The following is a 19,080-nucleotide window of genomic DNA, read 5'->3' as shown; positions in this document are numbered from 1 at the left end:
TTTAGGTCAGCAATAAACAGTTATAATTGACTATTAAAATTGTTTAGTAATTATACAGTAATTTATTTAGGGAAGTGATTAAACTATGGAAGGAGAAGTAATAATCAAAGACACAACAGCAAGTCCAGCTCCATTGGGATTCTTTGGGCTTGGATTCGCAGCTACATTCCTTGGATTGATGATCATGGGAGTTATTGAGGGTGCTGTAATGGTAATCTCAACAGCAATATTCCTTGGTGGATTTGCCCAGCTAATCGCAAGTTTGGAACTATGGAAAAAGGGAGACACATTTGGTGCATCTGCATTCGGTGCATTTGCATTGTTCTGGTTCTCCTGGGCACTTATACAGATAATAACATCCATTGGAATGTTTGGTGGAGTAATGGACCCTATGAGCACCAGCGCAGGTTTCTGGTACCTTATAGTATGGGGCATAATAGCATCCTTGTTGACCATTGTAACATTTAAGATCGGCTTGAAGGCAATTATAGTGACCTTCATATTCCTTGATCTCACATTCTTCAGTATCGCTCTTGTCGGAGGAATGGTCGCAGGAATAATAACCCTTCTTCTTGGTCTTGCAGCACTTTACACAGCTGTCGCACTTATCATGATGGAAGTAGCAAACCTCAGCTGCCCAGGATTGTGTGCACCTGAGTGAACAGATCAATAATAGAACAGAATTTCAGAATATCATGCCGGCAACTTGCCGGCAACTTTTTTTGTTTTGATGAACTCTTTACTTGTTCAGGAGATCCGAATATTTCTTTGTGTTGTAACCGACCACTGCTTCTTCATCGATCTTTACAACAGGAAAGCCCAGTTCATCCATAAAGGATCTACAGTCTTCTTCTATATGCTTACGTGTTTCTTCATCAGCTTTATCGTACTCTATATAATCGATAGTTGCTCCCTTTTCTGTGAAGAACTTCCTGGTCTTTTTGCACCAGGGGCAGGTACTCAGGGCATATATTGTAACTATTTTGCCTGAAGCATCTGTCTCTATATTAGTTGCCTTTTCATCTGTCTTCTTATCAGTATCATTTCCCATTGGTTCCATACTGCTCTGGACAAATTTCTGAGCACTGTCTATGATCTTTTTAACATTCAAAGGTATCACTCCCAATACATAAATTAGGTTCTCTTTTTATGGTATGGGATGAAGCTATATTAATGCTGTATGGTAATAGAAAAGATTCTCGGTGTATTACGATCGAACTTCTTTATTTTTGTTGGAAGCGGATGCTTAATTTTTATTATAACTGCACGGTGCCGAATAAGTGGCAATGCAAAGAAAAATAGAATATGTTGAAAAATTGGCATATCCATCAATCATCTTACCATGTTACAAGGGGAAAGTGTTGATCAAATGGATATTTTGCTTACTCATCAATTCAGACGAATTGCCCTTTGAGCGGATTCTATGTGGAGAAGTTCCTTTCCATCCATGTATATGTGGATAACTCCGCCGGATTCTGAAACTGTTATTGCGATCGATACAGTATCTCTTGTGATAGCAGCAGCAGAGACATGACGCCCGCCAAGTCCTTTTTCTACAGATATATCCCTTGCATCGACATCCAGGTATCTGCCGGCAGCCTCTATCATCCCTTCTTCTGAGATGACGAACACACCATCAAGTTGAGCAAACTCTTTCACAGATTCCCAGTTCTTTTTATCAAGTATGTTCTTATCCTCATCTTCCTGGCCGGTATATGGATTAAGGATCATCTGGTGAGAGCGCATCATGACCTCTTCCACATCTCCAACGATAAATGCCGTGCCGATCTGTTTTCCTTCACGGCCGGTATTGGATATGTCAAAGGCCACTTTCATTATGACACGAAGCATTTCTGCAGATATCCTTTCCTCGCATTCTTTCAGTGTCCTGACCATCTGATTATCAGAAAGGTCATGGACAACGATCGCATAGGAATCTTTGCTTTCGATCATGCCAATGATCGTGCCTTCTTCTACTTCGTCCATTATGAACTCTATTGCAGAGGCATTTTCTACGTGCTCGATCATCCCTGTAGCCTGTTGATGGATCCTGTCCAGCGTTTCTTTTGACCTTTCTTCCTTTGTTCTGCTGCTTGCTACCAGATGGTCGATAAGGTTCTTTTGTTTGCGGCTTGCAAAGTAGACAGGGATGGATGTCTCTATTATGTTACTATTGAGTTCCCCTGCTATTATTATGGCCTTTGAACGCAGTTCTTCTGCGAGCCTTATAGCAGTATTGACAACTACTTCTGTACTGTCCAGATTATCCCCTCAGTTATATAGCAGCAATAAAACTACCTGATAGTAGTATATTATATACTGCTATTTTATAAATAAACTTGCTCAGTAGCGATATTAATTTATGTCTCCAATATAAATGGTAATTGGTGATAGGTTTGGTGAGAACTTTTGTTGCGGTAGATCTCCCTGTGGAGTTGCATGATAATATAGCCGATGTCCAGTCAAAGTTCGATGATTTTAAGTTCAAATTTGTAGATCCCGGTATAGTTCACATTACAATGAAATTTCTGGGTGAGGTCCCTGATGAAAAGATCCCTGATATTTCCAAAGCCCTTGATTCGGTGAAGTGCGAACCCTTTAAAGGTCATGTAAAAGGGCTCGGTGTATTTCCGAAACCAAAGTTTGCAAAGGTTATATGGCTTGGATGTGAAGGGAACTTCGCTGACCTTTATGGGTCGATCAACGATTCTCTTTCTTCGTTCGAACTCGAACCGAACCTGCACAATTTCAGCGCACATGCGACCCTTGCACGGGTAAAGTACCTTCCCAAGAAGAAGAAGGCAGATTTCCTTGAACTGCTCGATGAGTTGAAGGATGTTGATATAGGGGAGATGCAGGTCGATTCTGTTAAACTTAAAAAGAGCGTACTAACCCCGCAGGGTCCTGTATATGAGACCCTTCATGAGGTAAGTCTGCAATAGATGTCCTGCTGTGGATATCAGGCATCATTTTCACTCTTTTATCTCATAACCAGAGAAACCACTGGAGCGAACGATATTCTTATCCGGGGTGATCAGCAGGCACTCCACTCCTTCTAGCTCTTCTATCATTTCCATTCCGTCATTCTCACCCAGTACGAATACAGCAGTTGCCAGAGCATCTGCATCCATTGCAGTGTCTGTTATCACAGTTGCGCTGATGAGGTTCTGTGAAGAATATCCGGTTCTTGGGTCTGCTATGTGCGAGACCTTTGCAGCATCACTGAAATAACGTTCATAATTTCCACTTGTGGCAACAGCCATGTCCTGAATGTCCATTATGGTGACCGCATCTTCACTTTTCTCCGGGTTCTGTAATCCTACTCTCCACATGCTGCCATCAGGTTTGGTACCTATATATCTTCCATCTCCGCCTGCGTTCACGAATCCGGACGTTATGCCATCATTCATCATGGAATCGATCGCCAGGTCAACTGCATATCCTTTTGCAACACCGCCAAGTGTTATTGCCATATCTTCTTCGAGGATTATGTTATTGCCTTCCACGAGGATCGCTGAATGGTTAACGAGTTCAAGTGTCTCATTTATCTCTTCAGGTGTGGGGTCCAGATATGTTCCTCCTGGGCTGTATTTGCTTGCCCAGAGGCTGAGTATTGGCTGTATAGAGATGTCAAAGGCACCTCCGCTGACCTCTGAGTAATATTTGGAACGGTTGATGACGTAGATGAGTTCCTGATCAGCATCATACACGGCACTTTCTTTATTGAGTACGGCGATCTCGCTGTCATTATCATAGTTGTTCATTATCTCGTCAACATAGTACATTTTTTCAAAAGCATTGTCGATCACTTCCAATGCATGGGTTTCGTTGTTACCGACCACTGATATTGTGATAGTAGTGTCCATCAGGCTTCTGGTTTGTGAGTAACTCTGGTCCTCAATAGGGTCAGCGGGACCAAGGTCAGAAACATGATCTATCATGAATAATACTGTGAAAAACGCTATCAGTACAATGGCAACAGTTTTATACCTCATGCTGTATGAAAAGATATAACTAAATATTAAACTTATGTACCGCGGAAAAGAAGGAAGCCAATTTCCTTCTGTATTAGTTATTATATTCATCTGAAGGAAGTAGTAGAATGAGCAATCCCAGCACAGGTTCAGGTACGGGAACAAGTTCAAGCAAGGATAAGTACCTTGTAGTCGCCCTTCATCAACTAATGGAAGAGTACGGTTGGAGAGGTATTGAGAAACACTTTGGTTTTGTAAAACATCACATAATTTACGTGAAACCAGGTTCTTCTCTCGACAAGATTGAACTGAAAGCAAATGTACTTGGCAATCATATGGATGTGGACTTTTTAGGGATCACCCCGCAAAAGGGTCTTCTCGATAAGGTCTTTGATTTTAATGTACGTGTAGTGCGCAAGTCTTTTGAGATCGATAAATACGTTTCAAAAGACATGAAGATAACAAATGAGCAGGATCTGAGGAACAACATCATCGTTGTTGTCAGGCAGCTTGAAGAAGTTGCGGAGAACTGAGAGAGGTAAATATGGCTAAAATGAATGCTATTCTTATCGGCCTCCTCGTTGTGATGTTCGCAGCTGCCGGTGTGTATGCCTATATTGGTTACAGCGGCAATGAAGCTATGTCCACTCATTACATGACCGAACAGAAATGGTCTGACAGTTCATGTAGTGGATGTCACGCAGGTGTCTACGAGGAAGTCTCCGGTTCATACCATGTAGAGCAGGACCTCAAGAAGTGGTCATCCATCATGGACTATGGTGTTGATGCTGACAGCATTGACCAAGATACCATGGCTGTGACCTATGGGCAGGTTCACCCTGGTGGCGGTTACATGGCTGACTATGGTGTGGATATCGACTGTATGATATGCCACGAGCAGGTCGGAGGATATGACTTTGAAGCACGTGCAGAAAGCATAGCTTCAGGCGACTTCTCAAATGCCAACGATGCTGCTATCGAGGAATCAAGAGCAGAATTACAGAAAGAACCATTGTATGTAGCAAGTTATCTGCTTGATGTCCTGGCACCACTACCACTTGTGACCGAAGTGCATGACGAGGTCAATGGTGCACCGAACAAGGCTCTTTGTGGAAGCAACTGTCATACAGGTGACCTCGCAACAACTGCTGTCGCATGGACACTTGAGGATTCTGCCTCATATGATGTCCACGATGATGTGGATTGTCAGGAATGCCACGAGACCGAAGAACATCAGATCGGTGGCCGTGAATACCTGTTTGCTTCAGAGTCCGTTCATATGGATGTAGAGGCAAGCGTGAAGGACTGTGATTCATCAGGATGTCACGAAGGCATATCACATGGTGGAATGGTCGATGCTCACCTTGACTTCCTCAGTTGTGAGTCATGTCACATACCCACACTTCCAGGAACTGACACCACAGGCACTCCGGTAATAAAGGAGTTCAGCTGGGCGAACGGTGTTCGTGAGGATGTCATCTATGAAACAGAGTTCTCCCCTTCACTTTCATGGTCAGAAGGTGTTTATTACGACCTTTTACCAACTGTCCAGGAACGTGAGGAAGATTCAGTTCTCAAGCCATTCAATATCATCACCGGTGTCTGGTGGGATGCAGGTCTGGATGCAGAAGTAGTTGCTGATCCAAACAGCAGTTCCGTGATCGGTGATCCGATAGCTCCTGCTGAAGTGCTCAGTGCCGATGCAGATGGAGATGGTTCAGTGACCGCAGATGAGATGCGTTCATATGACGGCAATGGTGATGGAACACCTGATTATCCGGATGCAGTTCTCAGATACGTTGAGATGTACTATCAGGTAAGCCACAATATTGTAAGCGCTGATACGGGTCTTGCAGATCCTCTTGAATGTGCGGACTGTCACGGAGCATCTGCTTCAGAGACACTCCAGGACATTCACTTTGGAAACGAGACTCAGGATTGTTCTGTCTGTCATACCACTGTGCCGGTTATCAACTGGCAATCACTGGGCTATGAGTCTGATCCGGCTGAAACCGTTCCGCCAACAGATTTCTCCGCCAAGACAATAGATGTGACCATCCCAGGCGCAAAGCCTACTGAAGTAGAAAAGGAGCCTGCGTTCTAAGGAGTTGGTAAAGTGGAGATAAAAACACTAGATAAATTACCGGAAAAGATCATAATTCCACTCAGGCAGCACAGAGGTGCTGTCTGTGAACCTCTTGTAAAGAAAGGGGACAGGGTTCTCATTGGGCAGAAGATTGGTGAGAGCAAGGAATACTACTCATCAGCAGTTCACTCAAGTGTCTGTGGTGAGGTCATTGCTGTTGAAGAGTCTGCTCATCCGGATGGTAACAAGGCAATGAGCGTTGTCATCCAGCCTGAGGACAGTAATGAGTCCGTTCCGTTCACCCCCTGCAAGGACCTCAAACCCGAGAAACTTGCAGAGTTCATAAAGGAATCAGGTATTGTGGAACATTATGGGGTGCCTACTCATACTGTTCTCAAGCCAAAGGGCAAGAAGATAGATACAGTACTTATCAATGCTACCTCTTCTGAATGGATCGGTGGTACTTTCAAGACACCTAAGGAATATGCGTCCCAGGTAATGGATGCTCTGAAACTGCTCATGAAGGCAGCAGGTGCCAAAAAGGGAGCCATCGTGCTTAGGGACGATGACAAGGAATCCATAGATGCTTTCGAAGGTATCGAAGTAGATAAGAAGAAGCTCAGGGTAGCTCCATTGGTAGGCAGCCGTAAGGTAGGGTACTATTACAGGGAACAGAACTCTGACATAGTTGTCCTGTCCCAGAAGCGTATCTATGGTAAAAGGATCCTCAACTTCTTTACATATAATGTAACTGGAAGGAAGGTCAAGATCGGCTGTGATCCTACGGATGTAGGTGTTGCAGTATGTGGTATCAAGTCCGCCAAAGCTCTTTATGATGCTGTTAATGAAGGAAAGCCATTCTTTGATACTGTTGTATCAGTAGAAGGTGTTTCTGACAAGATGGAATACATATCTGTAAAGATCGGTACTCCTTTCAAGGATGTTATAGACCACTACGGTCACACTGGTGATATTGGTAAGATAATCGCAAATGGTGTGAGGTCCGGTGTGGCCCAGTACACAGATCAGGTCCCTGTAACAAAAGGAACTACCAGGATCTCTCTGCAGAAACCTGAGGAGGTCATAAGGGACGAATCTATGGAATGTATCCACTGTGCACGTTGTGTGGATGTCTGTCCTGTGGAGCTCATACCTGCCCGTCTTGCTGTTATGGCTGATCAGGGTCGGTTCGATGAGTGCAGACAGATACACGTGGAGAACTGCATCGAATGTGGTGACTGTGCAGCGGTCTGTCCATCGAAGATATACATATTACAGCTTATCAGATATGCAAAAGATGCTATAGAGATGGCCTATTCGGATATGCCTGCAAAAGAATCATCCAATCTGAAACTTGGCTGTGGCTGTGGAGGTGAGTAAAAATGACATATACTCTTTCAGCTCCCCCTCATAAGAAAACAAGATTAGATTTCAAAACTTTGAATATTAGTAAAATAATCGCTCTGCTTCCATTGTGTCTGGCAGCGATCTACTTCTTTGGTATTCCCGCACTTGGTATTATCATTGCATCAGTAGTGGCTGCCGTAGCAACAGAATTTGGAATACAGACGATCACCAAGAAGAAAGTGACCATTGCTGATGGACATGCAGCCCTTGTAGGACTCATGCTTGCACTTCTCATCCCAACAGATGCTCCTTTATGGATACCTGTTGTTGGTGGCTTCTTTGCTATTGCTGTTGGTAAACACGTCTTTGGAGGCGTTGGTTCTTACATATTCAACCCTGTCCTTGTGTCATGGGTGTTTATCAGAAGTGCCTGGTCTGCATATATGACCCCTGCTTCTATACCTCATGTAGGTCAGTTCTCTGATCTTTTACTTGAGAACGGTGCAGGTCTGATGGTAGGTGTTTCTCCTATTCTCCTTATTGGGGGTCTGTATCTCATATACAAGAGATATGTGGACTGGAGGGTCCCTGTTGCATTCTTTGCAACAATGGTCGCATTACCTCAGATAATGTTGTTCATTTCCGGTGTTACAGCTCTTATCCATGAAGGCGTGCTCAATCCTTTGATGTACATGTCACAGCTCTTCACTTTCCTTGATATGAGCCCTGAACTCCCATATGCGATGATAGGTGCGACATTCTTTGGGATCCTCTTCATTGCAACTGACACACCAACCTCGCCGGTGACCAAGAAAGGACGTATCGTCTATGGTATTGTCTGTGGTGTACTGGTTTTCATTTACGGATACTTCAGCAACTATGTTGACGGAGTGTTCTACGGTATCTTCCTTGCGAACTGTGTCGGTTCTTATATTGAGATCAATACCATGCCTGCATCATTTGGAACCATGTCCCTTCCTGAAAAGATCTACAGGAATATAATGGACAAGATCCCATCCTCCCTTAAGTTCGAGGTGATCGAAAATGAGTGATTCCAATAAAGATACCATCGTAGTTATAGGAAAACTTGTACTGATCTCAGTAGTAGCAGCTCTTCTGTTGGGTATCACTTATGTTCCTACAAGCGAGCAGCTTAAGATAAATGAGGCAAATTCCAAAAAAGTGATATTAGGCGAGCTTATCCCAGAGGCAAGCGGTAACTTTGAAGAGGTCTATGGGGACACTGTTGACGACGATGGAAACCCGGTAGTGCTTTATTATCGTGCACTGGATTCCTCTGGCAACATAATTGGTTATGCTTTCTTCCAGCAACAGGCAGGTGCACAGGCTCCCCTTGTTGTTGCAGGCGGTGTAGATTCAACATTCTCAACAGTTCGTGGAATGGATGTCCTGAGTCATGAAGAGACCCCTGGACTTGGCGCAAAGATCGTTGAAGATGCCTTCCGAAATCAGTTTATAGATATTCCAGTAGACTCACTGAGTCTTTCCAGTTCTGGAGGTTCCATAGACGCTATCACAGGCGCAACGATATCCTCTCAGGCTGTAATAGATGCCCTGAATACTAAGATAACTTCGATCGAAGGGGCAGAGGAGTGATATTATGGACCCGTTAAGTGAATATATTCGTGGTATTACAAGAGACAACCCGATATTCGGACTTGTTCTGGGCCTCTGTCCTACATTGGCAGTGACCACATCAGTCGAGAATGCTATCGGTATGTCCGCAGGTACAGCATTTGTACTTGTATGTTCGAACATTTTCGTTTCAGCTTTAAGGAAACAGATCCCTTCAGCTGTAAGATTGCCTATATTTATTATCATCATCGCGACATTCGTGTCCATTGTAAAGATGATAATGCAGGCTTATTTCCCGCCCATGTACGCGGCGTTAGGTGTGTTCATTCCACTGATCGTGGTGAACTGTATCATCATCGGGCGTGCAGAAGCATATGCTAACAAGAACAATGTGTTCTATTCTTTCATAGATGGTCTTGGTACCTCTACCGGTTTCCTGCTTGTCCTTATGCTCATCGGTGGTATAAGGGAGCTCCTCGGTACAGGACAGATCGTAACATTCGATCACACACTCATTACCTTGCCGATCAATCCATCTGTGACAACAATGATACTGCCACCAGGTGCTTTCCTTACAATTGGATCACTTATGGCTATCGTGAACTATCAGAGAGCAAAGAAGAGAGCAAAGGGTGGTTAAAATGGTAGAAAAAGCATTATTCGCCATCTTCATGGATGGTATCTTCATTAAGAACTTCCTGCTTATCCAGTTCCTTGGGCTCTGTTCCTTTGTAGGTGTGACCAAGGACGTCAAAAGTGCGGCAGGAATGTCTGGAGCCGTGGTATTTGTTATGGCACTGGCCTCCACTGTATCGTATATGATCTATAATTACATCCTTGTACCTACAAAGATGGAATTCCTGGATCTTATTAGTTTCATCGTAGTTATTGCAGCACTTGTACAGCTTGTAGAGTTCGTTGTCAGGAAGAACATCCCGTCACTCTATCGTTCACTGGGTATCTACCTGCCACTTATCACTACCAACTGTGCTGTATTAGGTGTGGTATTACTGAACGTCAGTTCCGAGTACAACTTCATCCAGAGTGTTGTCTTCGGTATCTCTGCAGGTCTTGGATATACTGTCGTAATGCTGATGATGTCCGGTATAAGGGAGCGTTCAACATTCGTGAATGTCCCATCCTCTATCAGAGGATTGCCACAGGCATTCTTCATTGCAACGATGCTTTCTATGGCCTTCGTTAATTACTTCTGGGTGATTCCAATATGAGCGAACTGGTAACTTTACTTATACAGGCAACAGCGATCCTTGGAGCTCTTGGACTGGCTGTTGGTGTTATGCTCATTGTGGCATCCAAGAAGTTCAGAGTAGAGACAAATCCGCTTGTGGACGAGATCGTTGAAGTCCTTCCAGGTGCCAACTGTGGTGCTTGTGGTTATGCAGGCTGTGCTGACTTTGCAGAGCGTGTGGTAAACGAAGGAGCGCCTATTACAGGCTGTCCCGTTGGTGGCTTTGAGGTCGCAAAAGAAATAGGTGGTATACTCGGCCAGGAAGTTTCAGAAGGCGAAGAGCAGTATCCTTTCGTAAGATGTAACGGTGGTCTCAATTGTGTTGACCGCTTCGAGTACGTTGGCTTTGAGGACTGTAAAGCGGTCATGCTTCTCTCAGATGGGGAGAAGGGCTGTAACTATGGATGTATGGGCAGAGGAACCTGTGTCCGTGCATGTCCTTTCGAAGCACTCTACATTGGAGATGACCGTCTTCCTCATGTGAACAAGAACCTTTGTACCAGCTGTGGTCTCTGTATCGCATCATGTCCAAATGACATACTGGCATTCGCAAAGGAGTCTGAAAAGGTACATGTACTTTGTATGTCACATGATAAAGGTAAGGCTGTAAAAGAGTCCTGTACTGTGGGTTGTATCGGTTGTAAGATATGTGAGAAGAACTGTCCGGAAGAAGCTATAACGGTCACTAAGTTCCTCGCAGAGATCGACCAGGACAAATGTACTGCATGTGGAATATGTGTAGAGAAATGCCCGCAGAATACAATTGCTATCAGGTGATCATATGACATATAAGACAAAGATAGGTCTGGATGAGAACATCGTGGCAGCACTTAGCTACGTAGGTTTCTGGATCACAGGGATAATCTTCCTGCTAATTGAGCCGGACAACAAGTTTGTCAGGTTTCATGCAATGCAGTCACTATTAATCTTCCTCCCGCTATCATTACTTATCTTCATAGTGGGATGGGTGCCATATGTTGGCTGGATAATAGCTGATTTCCTTGGATTCGGTGCACTGTTCTTCATACTGGTGCTTGTCATTATAGCATACAGAGGTGTACTTCTCAAGATCCCTCTGGTAGGTAGCTACGCTTATAAGCTGATCTACCAGTAAGCTTTTCAGGAGATGTCTTCGGACATAATCCTGTTTTTCCTTTTTTTATTTACGAAAACTTAAAAAACTACATCTTCCTATTAACTGCAGGTATGCATACTTCCATGCGGAGGGTTTGAAATTAAAGAAGAGATATGGATCGAAAAGTATAGGCCTTTTAAACTTGATGACGTGGTAGGCCAGAAAGAGGCTGTAGAAAGGTTAAAGTCGTACATAAGTACAAGGAACCTTCCACATCTCCTGTTCTCAGGTCCTCCCGGAGTAGGGAAAACAGCTACATCTGTTTCAATAGCACGCGAGCTTTTTCAGGATTCATGGCGTGAGAACTTCACAGAGCTCAATGCGTCCGATGAACGTGGTATCGATGTTGTCAGAACGAAGATAAAGAACTTTGCCAAGACCACTCCTATAGGTGGCGCTGATTTCAAGATAATCTTCCTTGATGAGGCCGATGCACTGACATCCGATGCTCAGTCAGCCCTCAGGCGTACAATGGAACGTTACACCAATAATTGTCGTTTCATCCTTTCATGTAATTATTCATCCAAGATAATCGAGCCAATTCAGTCCAGATGTGCTGTTTACAGGTTCCGTCCTCTCTCTGATGAATCTGTAGCTGAACGTATTCGTTTTGTGGCAGAGAACGAGGGTCTGGACATTGCAGATGATGGTGTGGACGCCATCAAGTATGTTGCACAGGGTGATATGAGAAAAGCTATAAATGCTCTTCAGGCTGCAGCACTTATTGCAGATACCATCCACAAGGATGCCATATACAAGATCACTGCAACAGCTCGTCCCGAGCAGGTCAAAGAGCTCATCGAGACAGCACTTTCAGGTAATTTCATAGCATCAAGGAAACATCTTGATGTTCTTCTGCTGGAGCAGGGTCTTTCAGGAGAGGATGTTGTAGGTCAGATCTACAGGGCGATGTCCGATGTGGATATTCCTGAAAAGAAAATGGTTGAACTTATCGACGTCATCGGAGAGATCGATTTCAGACTTACGGAAGGTGCCAATGAAAGGATACAGCTTGAATGTCTTCTGGCACACTTTGCCTTGTCAGGTAAGGAGTCCAATTGAGCCTTGAAGCACAGGTAGTCGAATTACTTTCTTCTTTCCCTCACTGGCTTGCTACCATGATCATAGGGGCACTGCCAGTATTCGAACTAAGGGGTGCCATTCCCATTGCTTTGGGTGTATATGGGATGCATCCGGTATCCGCGTTCATCTTTGCTGTAATGGGCAATATGTTGCCTGTCATCCCATTACTTCTGTTCCTGGACCCTGTCTCGACATATCTTAGAAGATATGCTATATTTGAGAAGTTCTTTTCATGGCTTTTTGGCAGGACCCAGCGTAACCATTCGGAAAGATTTGAAAAATATGGTACTCTTGCTCTAACCCTGTTCGTTGCTGTGCCGTTACCTGTAACTGGTGCATGGACAGGATGTGCAGCAGCTTTTGTATTCGGGATAAAGTTCCGGCATTCATTGCCTGCTATATTCTCAGGTGTCCTTATAGCTGGACTTATAGTCAGCGTTGTCACTCTGGCAGGAATGGGTCTGTTAGCTATTATCTGATAACAGCAAAATCAAAATAAAAAAAAGTATGTGTGCTGGTATTATTTACCCAGCATCTCTTTTGCAAGAGCGATATCTTCAGCCTTTACTGTCTTTCTTCCTGCATGCTCTGCAAGTTTTATGGCTTCTCTGGATATCTCCAGTCCAAATTCTTCCAGGATCTCTGTAAGTGCTATGCCTGCTGATTCACTTACTCTCTGTGCTCCAGCATTCCTTATTACTCTCTCTATGGGTGCAAATGGTATTATTGTCATAAATATCCTCTTATATGTCTTGTATTATTGATAAGGTTGAATTACACGTATCAATTACCAAAAGACAGTATATATAGTTTTTTCACATCTTTTAAGGATTCGATCAACTATATTTTCTTAAATAGCTTATTTGATATCCTGATAAATATCATATATGCTTCTTTTTCATCTTGATACCAAGATCCTTTCCCAGCCGGATGCATTCTGCAAGATCCTTTTCGTTGGGTATGTATTGTATCCTTAATACCGGATCGATCACATCAACGCCTGCTTTTCTCAATCTTTCAGCGATCTGTACAGGGGCTTCTCCGCTCCATCCATATGACCCGAATGATGCACCGACCTTTCCTTCGATCCCAATATCTATTAGCTTATCCAGGAACTTGGAAATTGGTTCAAGCATTGTGTAGTAGAATGTCGAAGATCCAATACAGATAGCATCATACTCAGCTACATCGGCCGGATCCCACTCGTAGAAACTGTTGACATCCACATCTATATGCTTTTCACGTGCTCCCTGTGCAATGGCCTCTGCCATCATCTTTGTGCTTCCCTGTGTACTAAGATATACTATTGCAAGTCTTGGCATTTTTCTGTTCCCCATATTATTTTCATTAATGGACCTTCGGCTGGTCAAAAGCTTCAGCACCACTCTCTTGAGAATATGTGGCCTGCCTGTTCATAAACATTTCCAGGTATTGGATAGCAAGACCGGATACTATTCTGACAAGGTTATCTTTATTGCATATCAGGAAATACAATAATATCACTTCAAATAATGGAGACTCCATATGGACGAGAAGATCGCGCCACACATTGATGAATTAACCATGGCGCTTGGTGATATCAGCAAGGAAGAAATAAGCACGGAACTAAAAAAGCTCCTGAAATATCGTGTTCCTCTTGATGAAGCGAAAAAGATACTGAAGAACAAGTATTCTCCAGGATCTTCAAACACTGTTAAAGTAAAGGACCTGTCTGTGGGATCGAATGGTATCGATATCTCGGGACGTATCATAGATATTGTTGAAAAGACCGTGTCCATACAGGGTGAACAAAGGACGATTTTCTCAGGAACACTGGGTGACGAGACCGGTATCTGCTCTTTTACATGTTGGGATGATCTTTCCCTTAGCTCAGGTGATGTCATCAGGGTCAAGAATGCATATACACGTCTCTGGAACAATCGCCCGGAACTTTATTTTGGAAAACGTTCCACTCTTATCCATCTGCAGGATAGTGACCTTCCTGATATTGAGCAACTGTCACATTCTAATCTTAAGAAACTTGGTGAGATCGTCCCTGCAGACGTCATTGCAAGTTCAGTGGTGCTTATAGTTGAGATGTATCATCGTGAGATCATGTTAAAAGGCGAGGAGGTCACCGTTGTGGAAGGTGTGGTCGCTGATGAGACTGCCAAGCTCCCATTCACATCATGGGTCCCTCTTGGGAAACTGGATATTGGTGACTATGTCCGTTTTGAGGGTGCTGCTGTACGGATCTTCCGTGGTCTGCCATCTATTAATTTCAATGACAAAACCACTTTTAAGGAAGTTGACCCTGATGGGCTGCCTTTCACTATGGATTCAGTGAGCAGGTCAGGGTCACCAATAGCGATCGAGCAGATACTTGAAAAGGATGGCATGTTCGATGTGACCGTAAAGGGAAATGTGATCTCTGTCAGGTCTGGTTCAGGTCTGATAGAAAGGTGTCCTGTATGTAACCGTGTGACCCAGAAGTCTGCGTGTCGTTCTCACGGAGATGTAGAATGCCTTGTGGACATGCGCATAAAGGCGATACTCGATGACGGGACCGGTGCAATCCATCTGATGCTCAATCGTGAGCTTTCGGAGGCCATCTACGGAAAGGCCATGGAAGAGGTGGAGAAGATGGCTCACACATCCATGTCAGAAGATGCGGTCTTCGAGGACATGAAAAAGATATTGACCGGGAGGTATCTTGCAGCCCGTGGTAATTCCTCTAAGAACGAGTTTGGTGTCTCTCTGGTGGCAAGGTCTGTATGGGTGCCGGATGATGATATTCAGGAACGTATCGATGAACTTCTGGAAAGAATGGGCGAAGGATGTGATGAATGATGGTGGAAAGGGAAGTAGCATACAGGATGTTTGCAAATGAGTTCAATGATTCCCGTTTTAATCTCTATTCAAATTCATCATCAACGGGTGATCATGAAGTATATTCTCCTAATTTTCTCATAACCCCTACGGGTATGAAGGTCAACAGGGTGCTTGTTGTTGGTGTTATTACCGAGGTTGACAGGCTCTCTGATCAGGAAGGACACGAAAAAGAGCTATGGAGGGCACGTATATCTGATCCCACAGGTGCTTTTACTGTCTATGCAGGAAGCTACCAGCCGGATGCATCTATCTTTCTTTCCAGTGTCAAGGTACCTTCTTATGTAATGGTCCTTGGAAAGGTTCGTTCATATGAGCCCGGCGATGGTTCAGTCTATGTTTCACTCCGTCCGGAGGAGATCAGCTATGTTGATGAGTCAATACGTGACAGGTGGATAGTTGATACTGCAGAAATGACCCTTGACCGTCTGGACCTGTTCGAAGGTTTCTTCTCTTCCGGTAAAGAGGAAGGGAAACCAATGGACTGGTTCCTGTCATGCGATGTGCCTGAAACGATTGCAAGGGGTATATGTCTTTCACTGGACTATTATCATAAAGATAAGGGCTACTATGATTCCTTGAGGTCTGATGTGAAGAAGGCCCTTTGTTCTATAAGGGAGTCATCCGGCGATCAGGAAGAAGAACTGGATAATGATTCTGCTATCATGTCAGTTATTGAGACCATTGATGATGGTAGTGGATTTGAATATTATGACTACATACAGGCCACAGGTTCCAGGAACATACCTGAGAAGGTTGCAGAAACAGCATTAAGGTCCATGCTTTCAAAAGGTGATATCTATGAGCCCCGAGCTGGCTTCTTCAAGGTGATCCATTGACCATGTGTCTTAGATGGCTAACATGTTTTTACGTCCGCTATGCTTAAATACGGATGGATATTACTCCTGAAGAGTAATTCAACCATACCAATTCATACTACTAATGAAGGGATACTCATGGCAAATGACGAGATCATAGAAAATGTAAAAAACAGTATCATAGGCATGAAGGGTGTAGGGGATACACTCCTTCTCAACGAAGAGGACCGTGAGATCATCAGGGAACTTGAGAAAAAGGCTGATGAGATGACCCTGATGGGTCTTGGCCGTGGTGACAACAAAGGTGTAAAAGCAGTCCTGAACAATAATGTTATCTTCGCATTCACGACAACCATGGATTTCTGCTGGCCTGAGGGTCCCAATGTGATACTTATGCACGATGGTTGTGTTGTAGGTCAGGATGTCGATGATGAGGCAAAGCTGGAAGAAGTGAAGTCCTGTAAGGATAAACTTGTGATCGGTAATATTGTGATATATGATACCAGTGTTCTCAAAAAGATGGATGTCAAGAACAATCCTTTGATCGTTGTGCTCCCTCCTAAACCATGCGAGGAAGTAGAGAGCGTTGACAAGGTCTGCAATGTGATACTTGCTTCTCCATCCCCTCCAAGTGATGAATACCTTAAGGAGAAGATGGGACTTGAAAATGTTCACGGAACCGGTACATTCCTTCTTGGATTCGATTTTGAGTGTTCCTGTGAGTAAAGCTTGAAGGTATCTGCTTTGCAGATGCCATTTATCTTATTCTTTTATTTTTCCATCTTTTGGAGTTGGTAGCCTGATATGCACTGTTGTTCCTTCTCCAAGGACGCTTTCTATCCAGATGCTACCGTTGTGTGCTTCAGTGATCGTTCTGGCAATATGAAGCCCCAGCCCGTTGCCGCCGTATCGTCTTGTTTTGGAACCATCGATCTGATAGAATCTCTGGAATATATTCTCTATCTCTTCTTCGGGGATCCCTATTCCTTTATCAATGATCTTTATATGAAGACTTTTGTACCCTTCGTTCACTGTTAATAGTATAGTTCCTCCTTTTGGGCTGAATTTGATGGCATTTTCAAGTATCTGGCTGACCGCCTCTTTCAGAAACTTTCTATCCCCTTCTATAAATTGGAGTCCGGGTTGTATATTTGTCTCAAGCTTCTGTTCTTTTTGTTTCAGGGGTATCAATAGCTCGGATATTGTAGAGGTTATAATGTCTTCCAGTCTCAGGGTTGTGAATGTGTATTCCAGATCCCCGTATTTTGCGACACTGATAAAAATAAGTGAGTCAATGAGTCTTTCGAGCCTTTCAGAAGAGACCTTTATCTTGTTCACTGCTTCTTTCTGCTTTTGGCTCATTTCACCAAGTGTTCCATCGAACAGAAGTTCAGAATAGCCCTTTATAGGTACCAGCGGGGTTTTGAGCTCATGTCTTAGATTCGAGATGAACTCTTCCTTGATGGCATCGATAGAATTGAACTCTTTGACAGCATTCTTTATATCCGTGCACCTTCGGAATGAGAATAGCCATGATGATATCACCAGAAGCACCATGGTGACCAACAGTTCTATGATTATCCATTCTTCGCACGGGAGCCTGGCTTTGTGTAGGGTTCCTGAAGTTCCCACAAGGAATAGTATGAACAATACAAAGGTCATTCCTGCAATTATCAGTACTGCATCAAGGATTATTCTCCTATGCAGAGCTTCTTTTCTGGAATTTATTGATCTTAGGTCCATATGGTGCACTTTTTATTGGGATTAGGAAGTCTAATTCCTTACAATCTATATATAATTATTTCCTAAAATCTATATTATTGTATTTTATATTTGAAGTGATCTCCACTTTGAAGGTAAGTGACAACCTTTCAGGTAGGTCTTTCATCATTTAAAAGAAAAAAAGTATTATTGATACATGGAACTGGCCATGTATCGATATGATCATTCGTTGTTGTAGATCTTCAGAGCATCTTCAACAGATGCATCTTCAACAGTTATTGCGTTAATGGCATTGCACATCCTGACAGCCTCGTCGAGTGGCTTCTGGTGGATGTTCCTTCCAGTTGCATTGCCCTCTGCACCGCTTACGTGTATCTGTGCATAGAGCTTCTTGAGGAATGCTTCAGGGTCATCGCTTGATCCGCCGGCACAGACAACCTTTGTCCTTCCTGCAGCAAGTACAGATTCCTTGAATGCTTCTTCAGCAGGTATTCCTTCAGCTTTTGGATAGTTGACCTTCACAAAGTCTGCATTAAGGCAAGCTCCAACTCCTGTAGCACCTGCAATGAGATGTGGGTCCTTCTCGTTCTCAACAGCTGTTCCTCTTGGGTATATCCAGAGCACGGTGAGCATACCATACTGGTGTGCTTCGTAGATGAGCTGTGCAGCCTGATAGAGCATCTCAGCTTCGTATTTGCTACCAAGATATATGGTGTAGCCGATGCCAGTTATATTGAGTCCACTGTTCTCGCGGAACTGGGCGACCTGCTGCATATCATACCACTGGTTGCTGAAAGGGTCATCATCCTTTGTTTTAACAAGGTGTGATTTGGAGTTGATCTTGACAAGGTATGGTATGTCCGGATAGTCCATTCCATATCTTGCAATAAGACCCAGTTGTGTTGCAAATACACCTATATTGGAGCTTGCAGCGATCTTAAAAAGGTGTTCAGGGTCATTGTCATCAGCAGGTACGCCTTCTCCAAAGAAATCGTCATTAAGGTGTTCTACCTTCTGGTCACCTGCAAAGAGCATCAACCTGCCTGTGTTCTGGGTGATCTCCATATAATTCTTTATGTATGTTTCACGCGCTTCCTGCGGGACATCTAATGGGACTTTAATGTCTTCTTCTTTTATTGAGACCATCTTTATCACTCTAATATATTGTTCTATAAGCGTTTTGTTTCCTAACTACCCATAAT

23 protein-coding genes are annotated in these 19,080 nt (G+C 43.7%); 16 read left to right on the top strand and 7 right to left on the bottom strand.

Going from position 1 to position 19,080, the window contains the following annotated elements:
* Positions 1–85: 85 nt before the first annotated feature.
* Positions 86–661 (top strand): acetate uptake transporter, encoded by a 576-nt coding sequence (locus tag BM008_RS13110; RefSeq protein WP_091937739.1) that lies wholly within the window; start codon positions 86–88, stop codon positions 659–661.
* A 78-nt stretch (positions 662–739) separates the two neighbouring features.
* Here the strand turns inward: BM008_RS13110 and BM008_RS15150 are convergent, their stop codons facing one another.
* Both BM008_RS15150 and BM008_RS13100 read right to left on the bottom strand, forming a co-directional pair.
* Positions 740–1,111, bottom strand: coding sequence for a glutaredoxin family protein (locus BM008_RS15150; protein WP_245748044.1), 372 nt, complete (start codon positions 1,109–1,111; stop codon positions 740–742).
* Between the two features lie 278 nt (positions 1,112–1,389).
* Positions 1,390–2,262, bottom strand: coding sequence for a DNA integrity scanning protein DisA nucleotide-binding domain protein (locus tag BM008_RS13100; protein WP_091937737.1), 873 nt, complete (start codon positions 2,260–2,262; stop codon positions 1,390–1,392).
* Positions 2,263–2,399: 137 nt separating this feature from the next.
* Between BM008_RS13100 and thpR the strand changes: the two genes are divergently transcribed.
* A complete protein-coding gene (gene thpR / locus BM008_RS13095) occupies positions 2,400–2,942 on the top strand; it encodes an RNA 2',3'-cyclic phosphodiesterase (RefSeq protein ID WP_091937804.1) in 543 nt (180 codons plus the stop codon).
* A 30-nt stretch (positions 2,943–2,972) separates the two neighbouring features.
* Here the strand turns inward: thpR and BM008_RS13090 are convergent, their stop codons facing one another.
* Positions 2,973–3,995: an FAD:protein FMN transferase gene (locus BM008_RS13090; RefSeq protein ID WP_091937735.1), complete on the bottom strand. Its 1,023-nt coding sequence runs from the start codon at positions 3,993–3,995 to the stop codon at positions 2,973–2,975.
* Positions 3,996–4,102: 107 nt separating this feature from the next.
* Between BM008_RS13090 and BM008_RS13085 the strand changes: the two genes are divergently transcribed.
* The 11 genes from BM008_RS13085 (at position 4,103) to BM008_RS13035 (ending at position 12,949) form a co-directional block, all read left to right on the top strand.
* Complete coding sequence (locus tag BM008_RS13085; protein ID WP_091937733.1) at positions 4,103–4,507, top strand: hypothetical protein; 405 nt, start codon at positions 4,103–4,105, stop codon at positions 4,505–4,507.
* A gap of 11 nt (positions 4,508–4,518) precedes the next feature.
* Positions 4,519–6,078 (top strand): methanogenesis multiheme c-type cytochrome, encoded by a 1,560-nt coding sequence (mmcA, locus tag BM008_RS13080; RefSeq protein ID WP_091937731.1) that lies wholly within the window; start codon positions 4,519–4,521, stop codon positions 6,076–6,078.
* 12 nt (positions 6,079–6,090) lie between these two features.
* Positions 6,091–7,440, top strand: a complete 1,350-nt coding sequence (rnfC, locus tag BM008_RS13075) for an Rnf electron transport complex subunit RnfC (protein ID WP_091937729.1) — start codon at positions 6,091–6,093, stop codon at positions 7,438–7,440.
* A gap of 2 nt (positions 7,441–7,442) precedes the next feature.
* Entirely contained in the window at positions 7,443–8,459 is a 1,017-nt protein-coding gene (rnfD, locus tag BM008_RS13070) for an Rnf electron transport complex subunit RnfD (protein ID WP_091937727.1), read from the top strand.
* Positions 8,452–9,024 carry an Rnf electron transport complex subunit RnfG gene (gene rnfG, locus BM008_RS13065; RefSeq protein ID WP_091937726.1) on the top strand — a complete coding sequence of 191 codons (573 nt, stop codon included), beginning with the start codon at positions 8,452–8,454 and terminating at the stop codon, positions 9,022–9,024. Before rnfD ends, rnfG begins: the two co-directional genes overlap by 8 nt.
* A gap of 4 nt (positions 9,025–9,028) precedes the next feature.
* The gene (rnfE, locus tag BM008_RS13060; RefSeq protein ID WP_091937724.1) at positions 9,029–9,643 is read left to right on the top strand and encodes an Rnf electron transport complex subunit RnfE; all 615 of its coding nucleotides are present in this window, start codon (positions 9,029–9,031) and stop codon (positions 9,641–9,643) included.
* A gap of 1 nt (position 9,644) precedes the next feature.
* Complete coding sequence (gene rnfA, locus BM008_RS13055; RefSeq protein ID WP_091937722.1) at positions 9,645–10,232, top strand: Rnf electron transport complex subunit RnfA; 588 nt, start codon at positions 9,645–9,647, stop codon at positions 10,230–10,232.
* Complete coding sequence (rnfB, locus tag BM008_RS13050) at positions 10,229–11,029, top strand: Rnf electron transport complex subunit RnfB (RefSeq protein WP_091937720.1); 801 nt, start codon at positions 10,229–10,231, stop codon at positions 11,027–11,029. Before rnfA ends, rnfB begins: the two co-directional genes overlap by 4 nt.
* 4 nt (positions 11,030–11,033) lie before the next feature.
* Positions 11,034–11,366, top strand: coding sequence for a DUF4870 domain-containing protein (locus tag BM008_RS13045; protein WP_091937717.1), 333 nt, complete (start codon positions 11,034–11,036; stop codon positions 11,364–11,366).
* A 120-nt stretch (positions 11,367–11,486) separates the two neighbouring features.
* Positions 11,487–12,449, top strand: a complete 963-nt coding sequence (locus tag BM008_RS13040; RefSeq protein WP_091937715.1) for a replication factor C small subunit — start codon at positions 11,487–11,489, stop codon at positions 12,447–12,449.
* Between the two features lie 56 nt (positions 12,450–12,505).
* Complete coding sequence (locus BM008_RS13035) at positions 12,506–12,949, top strand: COG2426 family protein (protein ID WP_394328927.1); 444 nt, start codon at positions 12,506–12,508, stop codon at positions 12,947–12,949.
* Positions 12,950–12,990: 41 nt separating this feature from the next.
* On the opposite strand, the gene BM008_RS13030 is transcribed toward BM008_RS13035, so the two are convergent.
* Both BM008_RS13030 and BM008_RS13025 read right to left on the bottom strand, forming a co-directional pair.
* Entirely contained in the window at positions 12,991–13,203 is a 213-nt protein-coding gene (locus BM008_RS13030) for a histone family protein (RefSeq protein WP_091937712.1), read from the bottom strand.
* A gap of 148 nt (positions 13,204–13,351) precedes the next feature.
* On the bottom strand, positions 13,352–13,792 hold the full coding sequence (locus tag BM008_RS13025; protein ID WP_091937710.1) for a flavodoxin domain-containing protein: 441 nt from the start codon (positions 13,790–13,792) through the stop codon (positions 13,352–13,354).
* 202 nt (positions 13,793–13,994) lie between these two features.
* On the opposite strand from BM008_RS13025, the gene BM008_RS13020 reads away from it, so the two are divergent.
* From BM008_RS13020 to BM008_RS13010, 3 genes are all read left to right on the top strand, one after another.
* The gene (locus BM008_RS13020) at positions 13,995–15,299 is read left to right on the top strand and encodes a Single-stranded DNA binding protein (RefSeq protein WP_091937708.1); all 1,305 of its coding nucleotides are present in this window, start codon (positions 13,995–13,997) and stop codon (positions 15,297–15,299) included.
* Positions 15,296–16,177 (top strand): RPA family protein, encoded by an 882-nt coding sequence (locus BM008_RS13015; RefSeq protein ID WP_091937706.1) that lies wholly within the window; start codon positions 15,296–15,298, stop codon positions 16,175–16,177. The genes BM008_RS13020 and BM008_RS13015 overlap by 4 nt, the downstream gene beginning before the upstream one ends.
* A gap of 117 nt (positions 16,178–16,294) precedes the next feature.
* A complete protein-coding gene (locus BM008_RS13010; RefSeq protein ID WP_091937704.1) occupies positions 16,295–16,882 on the top strand; it encodes a hypothetical protein in 588 nt (195 codons plus the stop codon).
* A gap of 36 nt (positions 16,883–16,918) precedes the next feature.
* Here the strand turns inward: BM008_RS13010 and BM008_RS13005 are convergent, their stop codons facing one another.
* Both BM008_RS13005 and BM008_RS13000 read right to left on the bottom strand, forming a co-directional pair.
* Complete coding sequence (locus tag BM008_RS13005) at positions 16,919–17,899, bottom strand: sensor histidine kinase (RefSeq protein ID WP_091937702.1); 981 nt, start codon at positions 17,897–17,899, stop codon at positions 16,919–16,921.
* Between the two features lie 201 nt (positions 17,900–18,100).
* Positions 18,101–19,024 (bottom strand): beta/alpha barrel domain-containing protein, encoded by a 924-nt coding sequence (locus BM008_RS13000; RefSeq protein ID WP_091937701.1) that lies wholly within the window; start codon positions 19,022–19,024, stop codon positions 18,101–18,103.
* Positions 19,025–19,080 lie beyond the last annotated feature (56 nt).

Origin of the sequence: Methanolobus profundi (assembly GCF_900114835.1) — an archaeon.
In the GTDB taxonomy this organism is placed as follows: Archaea; Halobacteriota; Methanosarcinia; order Methanosarcinales; family Methanosarcinaceae; genus Methanolobus; species Methanolobus profundi.
This window is presented reverse-complemented; position numbering and strand designations above follow the sequence as displayed.